Below are 13,073 nucleotides of genomic sequence, written 5' to 3'. Positions count from 1 at the left end.
ATCCATTTCTGTAACACAGAGTTTACAAGTAACAACAATAGCTCAATATCAGCGGCCTGATAGCAGCATGGGCCAGTTAAGTACCTAAAATAGTTTTTTAAGATTACTCCCTTTCCAGCAGCAACTCAGCATTAAAACCCATAATAAGACTCCCCCAGCGCTTGCCCTGAACATACACCGGGAAAGACAAATCATTAAGGACCTCACCGGTATCACGAATAAACGTCTGCAGCAAAAAGTTAGAATTATGGGTTGCCCGACGCTGCTCAGCACGGGAAGAAAAGAAAATACGACGCTGGCGGCTCAGCACATTATCGGTATCAAAATTACCACTCAAAGGCTTTGAAACCTTAGCATGATGGGCCGGCGCATACCCCCGGCTATTCACACCAATGGCATAGATAATATCCGGCAGCTCCTCCAGAAAGCCATCCATCAAAGGTTGCAGGCGTTTTTCATACGCACTCGTATAACTAAGATCAAACTTTGCCGGCTCCTGACCTTCGTTAAGCCGTACATATTTCTGATCAAACACATTCAACCCCTGAGCAGCCATTGCTTCCAGAGCAACTTGCATCTCATTCGTCCAGCGTCGTCCGGCCTCAATAATTGTTTCAAAGCTGCCGTAACCAATCTTAAAGCGGGACAAAAGCTCCTGAGTATCTTCAGTGGCCGACTCCAGATCACCGGAATACACCTTAGAAGACTCCATACCATTACGGATATCATCACTCACTGCCGCAATCGTTTCTACATGCTCATGCGCCTCCCGATTTGCATATGACAGCTGATCCAGGCTACTACTGATACTCCCTAATTGCCCATTAACCTCTTCAAAATCATTCACCAGACGATTGAAATGCTCACTGGTATTACCAATAAAGCTTTCGGCATGTTCTATATTTTCAAGAATATCCTCAGCGCCTTTTTGTGTCTGGCCCATTAAACGGGCCATCTGGGAAATATTTTCATCAATCGCGTCTGTCGCCTGATTCACCTGAAGCGAGAGCCCACGTACCTCATCAGCAACAACCGCAAACCCCCGACCAGCCTCACCAGCCCGCGCTGCTTCAATTGATGCATTGAGAGCCAGCAAATTGGTTTGTTCTGAAAACTGCTTAACCATCACTAAAATTTCAGTGATGTTATTTGAGCTGCTATCCAACTGCTGCAAGGTTGACTGAAACCCCTGCGAAAGCTCAGTAATGCTATGAACCTGATCCAGCACCTTTGCCAGCTCAGCTGATGACTGCCGGATTTCTTCAAGATTACTGGAAGTAAATTCTGAGATATTCAGCGTATTTTTTGCTACTTCATCAATGGCAATTGTCGACTCACGACTCGACTCTAATACTTGCTGCGCCTGCGCCTGCTGAACGCTGGTTGCTTCATAAGCCGATAACAACACCTGCTGCAAACGGGTGGCACTCAGCGCTACATTGACACTTTTGTAACGGGTATTTGAGATAATACGCTTCAGGCTGTCCGAAAAACCATTGTAGTCACTGGCCATCTGAGAAATTTCATCATGCGTAAAGGCGGGAAGTCGGGCAGAAATATCACCGTCCTGATTACGGATGGCACTGAGCACTACGATCATCTCTTTAATCGGCCGCAGAAACAGATGCCGCATAAAAAAGACCGAAAACAGCGCAATTGTCACCGTTAAAGCAACAACACCCCATGTAATCAGCATCATATTATCAAGCTGTTTTAACACATCAGCTGGCAGGGACTGTACCTGTAACTCAGCAATAAAATATCCGATACAGACACACAACAAAACCGTCGGAAAACTCAGGAATAAGACATTACCAACAATTTTACGGGTGAGGGTAAAAAAACAGTTTCGTTCTACAACATCGTATAAGCTCATAAACTTCAGTTCACATACAGTACGTTGAATGTTAACTGATCATGACAGCCATACCTCCGAGTGTTTAATTAACTCAGGGCAACACCAGAGTAGCACCCTGCTGCTTAAGCCAGTTCTGCTGGCGTTTATAGCCCGGACAATAACGGGACACCAACGACCAGAACGCAGCAGAATGATTCATATGCTGCAAATGTGCCAATTCGTGAATTACCACGTAATTAAGCACGTCATCCGGGGCCATAATCAGCAGCCAGTTAAACCGTACTTCAGCCCTTGAATCGCAACAACCCCACTTTCGTCGAAAGCTTTTTACCTTGATTGATGCTGGAAAAAGTGCCATACGTGAGGACCATTCACCGACCCTTTCAGCGAATACAGCTTCAGCCTGCTGTCTCAGCCAACCTTCAAGCAACTGTCTGCAGGCATCCTGTTTTGATTTACGCACTCGTCGGGAAATAGCAACACTAATACATTCATCAGAAAAACCCACCTGGCTTTGATCTGCATCAGCCTGAATCTGTAAGGGATATTCAACACCGCGGTACAAAACCTGACTCGCATCGGTAAGTTCTGCCTGACGCGTTTCAATCAGCTGCAACTGACGCCGCAACTCTGCGTATCGGGTTTCTATCCAAACACGCCGGGAAGCAACAAACTCATCAATCCAGCGCTGACTGACACTTTCAGGCGCTAGCACACGCACCCCTTCTGGCCGCACCTGTATTTCCACTGTTTTACGCCGTTTACTGCGTCGCAGCTGATACTCCAAACCAAACACCCCCAGCAACTGCTTCAATGACTAATCTGATAGCGAATTCTGATACTCAGTAGGCCTGAACAGCCCGAAAGAAAGCGTACTTTACGCTACATTTAGCCCTGTATCTTCAAAATAAGCAGAATATCTTTTATCGAAGAGTAAACACAAAATTCTGAGCAGATAACGAACAAAAACAAGCAGTAACCTACCCTCACAACAATCCCATCCGACCAAAGAACTGCTTTTCAGACCCAATCCGGGTAACAGATCTTTGCAGTTACAGCCATTGCTGGTGCATAATTAGCCAGTTATGTTGAGCCTTCTGAAAAAGTTTACGCTGTGAGACTGTTATGAAACGACCCACAAAATCTGAGATCCGCGCACAATTAACGCAGCATACCCAAGCATACCTGAGTCAGGGTGGAGTGGTGAGTGAAGTTAACAGCGGTGCATCCGGTCTGGTAGACGGTGCTTACAACACCCGTAACTTTAATTTTACGGAACCTCGCCAGGAACGAACGCCTCTGACAAATGTAATGGCAACTATGGATGCACGCCGTACTCAAAAACAGAGCCCAGTTGCCTTACACCGCCCACGCAACCGTAAGAAAGTTATTTACGATGATTTTGGTGAACCATTACGGGTTATCTGGGTAGAAGAATAATCTTAACGCAAAGACTTAAAGCCTGCGGTAAATCCCATCAGCGATAGTGGTAACAACACCTGCTTACCATTTTCCATATGCACAAAAGCAACTAACCCCTGACGCCCCTTTTTAAGCTCAGCCAACGAGCCCTTATCAAGAATAAAATCCCCACGACATCGCTGTTCATTACAACTGTAACTAATACTTTTCGCATCGTTATCATCGGTTTTAAATAACAGCATTTCTTGCTGATCTAACATCGGCGGTAAATGAAATATAACCAACGCTTCTTTAGTGTCCAAATGATAACCAACCTGAGTGATCATCAAAGTGCCATCGCTATCTTTTCGCTGTAGCCTTTGCAGTATGTAACAAAACTCTCTGCCATCCGGTGCAACTTCACATTGCCCCACCCAGTCTTTAAAAGACTTACCGTCTATCTCACCTGCGTGTGTAATTGTTGCCGAAACAAACAGCCCCAGACAACCTAATAACATAAGTAATCGCGTTCCACTCAATCTAAGCATCGCACCACCCTGGTCAATTATTCAGATACTCTCATTGTAGCCTTCTTCAAACATAACCCGTTGCGACAAAAGAGTAAAATTCACCCTGCATTCTTAGCTCACACTTTATTACAACTCTTTGTGTCTAAAATTTATCCCCGTCACTAAGCTCACATTCTTTCTTTATCAATTCCAGCCTGGCGAACCAGCACCTGCTCACAGATATAGTCGCCAATCGGAATCGCTGAAGTTGCCGCCGGCGATGGCGCATTACACACATGCAAACTGCGCGGACTATCTGCAAATAGAAAATCATGCACCAGCTCACCATTCGACATAACGGCCTGAGCGCGGATTCCCGCCGGATAAGGACGTAAATCATCCACGCTGATTTGCGGGCAGTATTTCTGCACCAGCTTCAGATAACCCGGCTTCCATAATGAGTTTTTAGTTTCAGTTAAACCTGTTCTGAAATGCTTCTTAAGCACCCGCCAAAATCCGCTGAAGCACAGCATGTCAGCTACATCTCTGATGCTGAAGTTAATCCGTCCATAGCCCTCTCGCTTCCAGCCCTGAACCGCATTGGGTCCAACCGTCACAGAACCATCAATCATACGTGTCAGATGTACACCTAAAAAAGGTAAATCCGGATCAGGAATCGGATAGATCAGGTGCTTAACAACATCATTATATTTCGAGGGTAACTGGTAGTATTCTCCACGAAACGGAATAATCTGAAAGTCAGTTTCAATCCCTAACATACGCGTTGTTCTATCCGCCATAAGGCCTGAACAGGTAATCAAAAAATCACCGGTAAAGCTAACAGCCTGCTCCTGATACTGAGCAGTTACCTGTACATGCTCTGCAGATTCTTTCAGCCCGGTTACCTCATGGGATAAACGAACATGCCCACCCAACGCCTGAAAACGCTCAGCCATTCGCGTCGTCACCTGCCGGTAATCAACAATAGCTGTATCATTCACCAGAATAGCACCAAGGCCAACAATATTTGGTTCTTCTGTCTGCAACTGATCTGCATCCAACAGCTGCACATCAATGCCATTTTCATGGCAACGCTGATACAGCGCTTGCATACGCTCTACCTCCAGTGGCGTAGTAGCAACCAGCAACTTACCACACTGTTGAAATTCAATATCATTATCCCGGCAAAAAGCCAGCGTTGCAGCCACTCCGGCTTTACAGAATTTAGCTTTCAGGCTGCCCGGCGCATAGTATACGCCGGCATGTACAACACCACTGTTATGTCCGGTCTGATGTTGAGAATAAGCAGTCTCCTTCTCCAGTAACAGAATGCTTTTCTCCGGAAAACGCTGCTGTAATTGCCAGGCAGTAGAAACCCCAACAATCCCGCCACCAATAACAATGTAATCGTATTTCATCTGACTCTCTGCGCTGTGAATAATAATTAAAAATAAAGTGCCGGCCTGGATTACAAATAGAAATGGCCACGCTGACGAAGCAATTCACGTTTAAGCTCAGGATGAGCAACGAACTTATCCCGACCGTGCAACCAGCAATGATTTTGTATGACCAGCATAGAACCAACCGGTAAAGGTACCCGTATAAAATTTGGATCAGCTTCTAAGGAAGCTCCCATTTCATAGAGATAACGCCCCTGCGCCATATTCTGTGGCTCGGCAAACTGATCTATGAACAGCATATGCGGCTTACCCTGAGTATCTTCCTCAAAAAACACCGGATGCTGAATTTTACCGCTGACATTTTTTGATTTTGGTGCCCCCCAGAGTATCTCCTGCTTCGCCATCGGGTGTCGGTAAAACTTATCAAGCTCCTGCCATTCATCTACATGCAGTAATAACGAGTCACCACCCTGCATATTTGCTTCATCCAGCTTCTGCATTAACACAAAGTCCGTGCGTTCATTCACATAAGTACCATCATTATGCAACTCCATCCGCCGGTGTGCCTGTCGCAAATAGCTGTCTGATGTATCAGTATTCTCTACGGTAAAGCGGGCATAGAACTTACCGTACATTGAATCATGATTTGGCACACCAATAAGATGAGAGACCGCCGTCGACAATTTAATGTCTAACTCCGTACGCTGCTGCTTATCCAGTTCATTCGCAGACATATCGTACCTCAGCAGAAACGCACCAGTATCCCGGTTGCGCATAATCGTATTGAGAACCTCGCCAAGAGTATTAGCTGTTAACTCATCCAGCATATCCGCTATCGCAAAACGCAAAAAAGGCTTGTACTCCAGCGCCTGTAACGGCCACTCGTTCGCCAGTTCAGAAAACTTCTGCATAACGTCACACTGCAAGGTAACTATCTGCAGACGGGCATTATCTGTAAAAGGCTCAACACTGAACCCAGAGACTTGTTTAGGACTACTCACTTTTGGCAATACGGCATTCACAATACCTTCCTCCTAGAGTTTTACTGATAGCTAACTTATATCGATGAAAACAAATAATGTCGACATTTTATAGTTCCGTCAACAATATTCACAAATATATTTAACTAATGTAAAAACATGCCGTAAAATTTCGCTTCGCGCTTCTCTCAATATCAAACAACATTCCATCATAGGATTCGCATGCTGAGTGATAACAAAGACAACAGTGCCGCTCGAGTCGTTGGCGACCTGAAACAGGATATCCTGCAAGGTTACTTTGCTCCCGGTGAAAAACTGGCAATGGCGCGCCTTAAAGAGCGCTATCAGATTGGTGTCACGCCACTACGGGAAGCACTTTCGCAGCTATTAATCGAACAGTTAGTCATTGTTGAAAACCAGCGTGGATTCAGAGTTCACCCGATCAGCGAAGAAGAAATGCTGGATATTTACCAGACACGGGCACGTATTGAAGCCCTTTGTGTTGGATTAGCTATTGACCAGGGCGATGACGAATGGGAAGCCACAATTCTTGCCGCGGCGCATAAAATGCAAAAATTCAGTAACAGCATGGAATCTGATCCGCAGGAGTGGGAGCGTCGGCATCACGATTTTCACACAGCCATTGTGGCAGGATGCCACTCACCAACACTTTTACATGTTCGCCGTTCACTGTATGAAAAAGCATCCCGTTACCGGAATTTATGGCTCACCGATAACATGCAGCAAAATGATTTCTTTGATGCTAACCAGAAAGAACACGACAACCTGATAAAAGCGTTGTTAAAACGAGATCGAAAAACCGCCTGCCAACTCATTGAAAATCATCTCCTGAGCCCCAGCAAAGCCCTGCTGGCAAGCCAGACAATTCCAGATAGAAAAGTGTAACCGTTAGCAACGGTTACACCGCCGCAGTTAAATCAACTGCTGACACCAAACCGGAGACACTCCGCATCTGGCTTTTTTACCCTGCCAGCACAACTCCTTTGCCGGCAGCTAAACTCAGCCACCGGAATCCTCCGAAACATCCTCAAAAGCAGTTTTATTGCGCGACTGACTCAACTCGTCATCACGAAAATCGTAACTGACAATACGACCAAATTCACGCGCAAGCCCGATATCACGCAGCAGGTGATCATCCAGGTACTCCAAACGCTGTGCATTGATACGATCAGAAAAATAACCGTTAACTTTTTCAGTAATTCCGGCCAGAACAGTAATTAATAACATGACGATCTCCTTATAACCGGAGATATAAAGCAAAAGCAGGAAATGTCTAAAACAGAAAATTTCACAGCGCCGCTTTATATCCCGCGGCAGCTGTAAATTGATTTATTCAGTAATCAGAGCACAGGCACGCGGCGACAAAACCGGATTCCACATAATGTGGCGGTTTGTTTGTCGGTATGAAATGACGTTAATACAACGCTGCATTTTCATCGCGGCTGGATTCCAATAAATACGAATAAGAAGTGAAAGTGCTGAACAAATTTCAGCAGCAGTAATTAAAAGCCCTTTTCTCTGCCAGATCAAGATAAATTATTAAGATATAACTAAAAAAAAGCCCTCACAGGAGGGCTTTATAATTTACAACCGGCATAACACTTAACCGCGTTTATTCCACCTGAGCAATCAGGCTTGCGTTACCACCTGCTGCAGTAGTATCAACGCATAAATGACGCTCAATCACATAACGCTCAACAGCACCGGGCTCTGTTAATAAGGGTAATAACGCCCCATTACGACCAGCTAACGCCTGTCGATACGCTTGTAACTTACCAAGCTCAGCCTGACTGGCAACCGCTGCAAAACCCTCACATTCACCCAGCGCCTCGGCATCAAGGCAACCATCGATACCTTTAACAGCAAAGCCGTCTGGCAAACTTGCTACAAGCTCCGTTGCTCCAGCACTGACAACAACAACCGCGTTCCCCTGAGACAACGCAAATAACAATTGCTCACGCAAACTCGTTAAGTCAGGACCCAGACATAAAACAATTCCCCGGGCATGGTTCGTCAGCAAATTAAGTTCGCCTGTAGGCCCCGGCATACTGTGCTCAGCTTCAAGCGCCGGTAATGTTGCCCGACAAACATCAGCCAGCGCTGTTAACTGAGCAACTGCAGGTTGTGACACTGTTATTTGTTGCAACTCATTAATAACAGACTGAAGCCTTGCAGAAGAAACCGCTTCTAAAGCCCCGTCTGAAGTAGCTGAATAAACCGCTGCCTGCTTGAATCGCTGGACGTACTGCGGACCACCCGCTTTAGGCCCGGTACCTGACATGCCTTCACCACCAAACGGCTGAGAGCCAACAACAGCACCGATCTGGTTGCGGTTAACATACATATTGCCCGCCTGGATACGACTAACCACCTGCTCCACCCGGTTATTCACCCGGGTATGTAAACCAAATGTCAGACCATAGCCCTGCGCATTAATTTCATCGACCACCTCATCCAGTTTTTCTGCATTAAAGGTCACTACGTGTAAAACTGGCCCAAAAATCTCTTCTGGTAATTCTGCAATGGAATCAAGACGAATTACTGTAGGCGCCACAAAACGCCCTTCCGCAGGCACCGGCAACGCCTTCAAAACCCGACCTTTATCAGCAAACGCCTGACAATGTGCTTCTATTTTCTGCTTGGCGGCCTTATCAATGACCGGACCGATATCCGCAGACAGATACCAGGGATCAGCAAGCGTGAGCTCATCCATCGCACCATAAAGCATCTTTAATAACTCTTCTGCTATATCTTCCTGAAGATACAACACCCGTAATGCTGAACAACGCTGTCCGGCACTCTGGAAGGAAGAAATAAGTACATCCCGTACAACCTGCTCCGGTAAAGCTGTTGAATCGACTATCATCGCGTTCAGACCACCCGTTTCAGCAACTAGCGGCGCTTCAGGTGCCATCGTCCGCGACATTACCCGGTTAATTGACTGAGCGGTTACAGTTGAACCTGTAAAGCAGACACCATCAATACGGCTGTCAGACGTTAATGGCACGCCAACCTCAAGACCACTGCCCGGTAATAACTGCAGCGCAGCAGCTGGCACACCTGCCTGATGCATCAGCTCAACGGCCCGTGCAGCAATCAAGGGGGTCTGATCCGCTGGCTTAGCCAGAATTGCATTACCTGCAGCCAGACCCGCAAGCACCTGACCCGAGAAGATTGCCAATGGGAAATTCCATGGCGAAATACAGGTCAGTACACCACGGGCCGGTTGCTCATCACCAATTCGCATAGCTTCATTTGCATAGAAACGTGCAAAGTCGACAGCTTCACGTACTTCACCTACCGCATCCAGCATCGTCTTGCCCGCTTCACGGCAGACCAGTGCAAAAAACTCAGCAGCATTTTCTTCATACACATCAGCAATATTATTCAGAATCACTGCACGTTCTTCTGCAGATAGCGCCGACCATTCAGCGAACCCATCTCTGGCAGCAATAATTGCCTGCTGAACATCTTCAGCTGTCGCATTCACAACAGTACCCACCTGATCAGTGTCAACAGCAGGATTCATAACCGCAACGGCATCAACTGCCTCGTTCTGATCTACAAGCTGCCGTACAAACATCGGACTCGCAGCCCACTGGTAATCCTTGTAAGTGCTGCGTTGCTCATCCAGAGCATCAATGACCAACGGATCAGTGATATCCCAGCCTTTGGCATTTGGTCGCTCAGCACCATAGATATCAACCGGCTTGGGAATCGTTTGACTGGCGATCTTGCCCTCTAATGCTGTAACTGCCGAAAACGGATCAGTAGCGATATCTTCAGGCTGAATCCGTGTATCAACAATCTGATTTACGAAAGAGCTGTTTGCACCGTTCTCTAACAGTCGACGTACCAGATAGGCCAACAGATCCTGATGTGCACCTACAGGCGCATAGATTCTGCAGCTGGTTTGCTGACCGGACAATACTGCGTGATGTAAAGACTCACCCATTCCATGCAGGCGCTGAAATTCAAATTTTTCTTTAGAAACATTCCGGGCAAGATGCAGAATAGCTGCAACGGAATGTGCATTATGAGTCGCGAACTGAGGGTAAATGCGGTCGGTCATAGCCAGCAGTTTTTCTGCACAGCACATATAAGACACATCTGAATTCAGTTTACGGGTAAATACCGGAAAGCCATCCAGACCAAGCACCTGCGCCCGTTTAATTTCTGCATCCCAGTATGCACCTTTAACCAGTCGCACCATAATTCGGCGATCCAGTGCTTCAGCACAGCTATACAACCAGTCCAATACGAACGAAGCACGCTGACCGAACGCCTGCACAACCACACCAAACCCCTGCCAGCCTTCCAGTTCAGAACTGGCCAGCACGGCATGGATAACATCCAGGGAAATATCTAAACGGTCCGCTTCTTCAGCATCAATATTAAAGCCCATGTTGGCTTCTTTAGCCTGAATGGCCAGACTCAGAGTACGGGCAACCAACTCATCCATCACCCGCTCACGTTTAGCAAACTCATAACGTGGATGCAGCGCAGACAGCTTAACCGAAATACCCGGGTTCATCCGAATATCATCATGTACACATGACTTTGCCAGGGCACCAATAGCATCGCTGTACGCACGGTGATAACGCAATGCATCAGCATCAGTACGGGCAGCTTCTCCCAGCATGTCGTAAGAATAGGAATAGCCCTGCGCTTCCAACTTAGTAGCACTGCGGGTAGCTTCCCGAATATCACGCCCTAATACGAACTGACGCCCCAGCTCTTTCATTGCCTGAGCAACCGCTGTGCGCACCAGTGGCTCACCTAAGCGCTTCACCATACCTTTTAGCGTACGGCCCAGTGTACGGCTTTCGCTCGGTGCCAGCAGCTTACCGGTGACCAGCAACGCCCAGGTAGAAGTATTCACCAATGATGAATTTGAATGCCCTAAATGCTCACGCCAGTTACCCGTTGCAACTTTATCTTCAATTAACGCATCAATAGTGACGGTATCCGGCACCCTCAACAGAGCTTCAGCCAGACACATCAGAGCCACACCCTCTTTAGTAGTCAGACCATATTCCGCCAGAAATTTTTCCATCATAGACGGGCTGCTTTCATTACGTACCTTACGTACCAGATCAGCAGCATCACGGGAGATAATCTCACGGTCATCTTGAGTCAAACGGGCATTGTCGATAAGCGTTGAAATTACCTGGGCTTCGTCTGCCAGGTAATGTTGGCGGATAGCTTCGCGGCATGATTGGATACGCGGATGCATAGGGTCACCTCTAAAATTATTATCTAATCATTCTAGCTGCAACACGGAAGATACTTTCTCTATATTAACCAAATAAGCATCTATATAAATCTAACTTTTTATACAATAAAAAGACAAAAGATATTTTTTAATGACTATATTAGGCAAATAACCAAGAATGCGATATTTATTTTAATCTCGTAGCTTCACCTGCACTTTAGCAAACATCCACCGAACTGACTTACTGGGCGCCCCAAATAGCTTACTTATCACAATAACAGCCAGGGTCGAAGCAATAACACCAGGGAGGATTTCATACAAATCAAACCAGCCTCCTTCCAATTGGCGCCAGACAACCACCGTGATACCGCCAGTGAGCATTCCGGCTATAGCACCTATACGATTCATCAATGGCCAATAAAGAGACAATAGAATAACCGGCCCGAAAGTAGCGCCTAAACCCGCCCAGGCATAAGCAACAAACTCAAGGATATTGGCCTGCTTATCGATTGCCAGCCAGGCAGCCAACACGATAATCAGCAATACTGCATAACGTCCGATATCTGCGGCTATGCCATCCCCTGCCTGCTGATTTAATACCAACTCATTAAAGTCCTCAGCAAGGGTTGAAGCCGCTACCATTAACTGAGAATCAACGCTACTCATAATTGCCGCTAAAACAGCCAGCGACAAAACGCCTGCTACCCAGGGATTAAAAACAACATTCAGCATTGCAACCAATACACTTTCAGGCTCAGTTACTGCATCGGGCAGTGTAATCAGGGCAAGCAGCCCCGTCAGACAAGCTGCAACCATCACCAAAGCTCCCCAGCTCACTGCAATGTATCGTGCCCAGATAATATTATGCTTACTAGAAATTGCCTGAAAACGCGCCAGTACATGTGGCTGACCGAAATACCCCAACCCCCAGGCGCTCAGAGAAATAATACCAATGGCTGAAAGAGCTTTGCCTTCAGGATTACTAAAGATATTAACCAACGCCGGATTTGCTGCTTGTAAAGCACTAAAGCTTGCCTGCAAATGTCCCGGTTCATCAATTAATGCAATCGGTACAGCCAACAATGCCGCCAGCACCAGCAAACTCTGGAACACATCACTCCATGAAACCGCCAAAAACCCACCGAGCAGGGTATAAGCGGTAACAGCCACTGCAGCCAACATAATTGCCAAACGCGGATCCCAGTCAAACACACCACTGAGCAGCTGACCGACAGCCAATAAACCTGCACTGGTATACAGCAACATAAAGCCAAGTATAAATAACGCGGCAATTAAACGAACAACCCGGCTATTATCTTCAAACCTATTTTCCAGATAGCTTGGTATAGTCAGCGTGTCGCCATCCAGCTCCGAATAAACCCTCAGACGACGTGCAACAAAGACCCAGTTAAGCCACATACCGACGAGCAGCCCTACCACTAACCAAAGCACATGAAAGCCAGTAGTCATTGCCAGACCGGGCAAGCTTAACACTAACCAGGCGCCCATATCGCTGGCACCAGCACTTAAACCGCAGGACCAGGCACCCAGACTTCTGCCACCGAGTAAATAGTCAGACAGGTCCTCATTGCGCCGAAAAGCCCAATATCCAATTAGTATCAATATTCCAAGATACACAGCATATGCCACTGCCAGCATGCTAACCCTCGACGTTATTCATAACATTGG

General features: G+C 46.7%; 10 protein-coding genes. 2 read left to right on the top strand and 8 right to left on the bottom strand.

Going from position 1 to position 13,073, the window contains the following annotated elements:
• Positions 1 to 103: 103 nt before the first annotated feature.
• Both OCU49_RS09395 and OCU49_RS09390 read right to left on the bottom strand, forming a co-directional pair.
• Positions 104 to 1,876 (bottom strand): methyl-accepting chemotaxis protein, encoded by a 1,773-nt coding sequence (locus tag OCU49_RS09395; RefSeq protein ID WP_261844721.1) that lies wholly within the window; start codon positions 1,874 to 1,876, stop codon positions 104 to 106.
• A gap of 73 nt (positions 1,877 to 1,949) precedes the next feature.
• Positions 1,950 to 2,672 carry a M48 family metallopeptidase gene (locus tag OCU49_RS09390; RefSeq protein ID WP_261844720.1) on the bottom strand — a complete coding sequence of 241 codons (723 nt, stop codon included), beginning with the start codon at positions 2,670 to 2,672 and terminating at the stop codon, positions 1,950 to 1,952.
• 311 nt (positions 2,673 to 2,983) lie between these two features.
• On the opposite strand from OCU49_RS09390, the gene OCU49_RS09385 reads away from it, so the two are divergent.
• Positions 2,984 to 3,298 (top strand): hypothetical protein, encoded by a 315-nt coding sequence (locus tag OCU49_RS09385; protein ID WP_261844719.1) that lies wholly within the window; start codon positions 2,984 to 2,986, stop codon positions 3,296 to 3,298.
• A 2-nt stretch (positions 3,299 to 3,300) separates the two neighbouring features.
• Here OCU49_RS09385 and OCU49_RS09380 read toward each other — a convergent pair whose 3' ends face one another.
• The 3 genes from OCU49_RS09380 to glaH all read right to left on the bottom strand — a co-directional run bounded on the left by OCU49_RS09380 (position 3,301) and on the right by glaH (position 6,190).
• Complete coding sequence (locus tag OCU49_RS09380; RefSeq protein WP_261844718.1) at positions 3,301 to 3,807, bottom strand: invasion associated locus B family protein; 507 nt, start codon at positions 3,805 to 3,807, stop codon at positions 3,301 to 3,303.
• A 149-nt stretch (positions 3,808 to 3,956) separates the two neighbouring features.
• Positions 3,957 to 5,186: an L-2-hydroxyglutarate dehydrogenase gene (gene lhgD / locus OCU49_RS09375; RefSeq protein ID WP_261844717.1), complete on the bottom strand. Its 1,230-nt coding sequence runs from the start codon at positions 5,184 to 5,186 to the stop codon at positions 3,957 to 3,959.
• Between the two features lie 50 nt (positions 5,187 to 5,236).
• On the bottom strand, positions 5,237 to 6,190 hold the full coding sequence (gene glaH / locus OCU49_RS09370; RefSeq protein WP_261844716.1) for a glutarate dioxygenase GlaH: 954 nt from the start codon (positions 6,188 to 6,190) through the stop codon (positions 5,237 to 5,239).
• A gap of 180 nt (positions 6,191 to 6,370) precedes the next feature.
• Here glaH and csiR point away from each other — a divergent pair, with 180 nt between their 5' ends.
• The gene (gene csiR, locus OCU49_RS09365; protein WP_261844715.1) at positions 6,371 to 7,054 is read left to right on the top strand and encodes a DNA-binding transcriptional regulator CsiR; all 684 of its coding nucleotides are present in this window, start codon (positions 6,371 to 6,373) and stop codon (positions 7,052 to 7,054) included.
• A gap of 114 nt (positions 7,055 to 7,168) precedes the next feature.
• Here csiR and OCU49_RS09360 read toward each other — a convergent pair whose 3' ends face one another.
• The 3 genes from OCU49_RS09360 to putP form a co-directional block, all read right to left on the bottom strand.
• The gene (locus tag OCU49_RS09360) at positions 7,169 to 7,396 is read right to left on the bottom strand and encodes a hypothetical protein (protein ID WP_261844714.1); all 228 of its coding nucleotides are present in this window, start codon (positions 7,394 to 7,396) and stop codon (positions 7,169 to 7,171) included.
• Between the two features lie 385 nt (positions 7,397 to 7,781).
• Positions 7,782 to 11,405 carry a bifunctional proline dehydrogenase/L-glutamate gamma-semialdehyde dehydrogenase PutA gene (gene putA / locus OCU49_RS09355; RefSeq protein ID WP_261844713.1) on the bottom strand — a complete coding sequence of 1,208 codons (3,624 nt, stop codon included), beginning with the start codon at positions 11,403 to 11,405 and terminating at the stop codon, positions 7,782 to 7,784.
• 171 nt (positions 11,406 to 11,576) lie between these two features.
• Entirely contained in the window at positions 11,577 to 13,043 is a 1,467-nt protein-coding gene (putP, locus tag OCU49_RS09350; RefSeq protein WP_261844712.1) for a sodium/proline symporter PutP, read from the bottom strand.
• Positions 13,044 to 13,073 lie beyond the last annotated feature (30 nt).

The organism is Aliamphritea ceti (assembly GCF_024347215.1).
Taxonomy (GTDB): Bacteria; Pseudomonadota; Gammaproteobacteria; order Pseudomonadales; family Balneatricaceae; genus Amphritea; species Amphritea ceti.
Note: the sequence above shows the minus strand (reverse complement) of the source record. Positions and strands in the feature narration are given on the sequence as shown.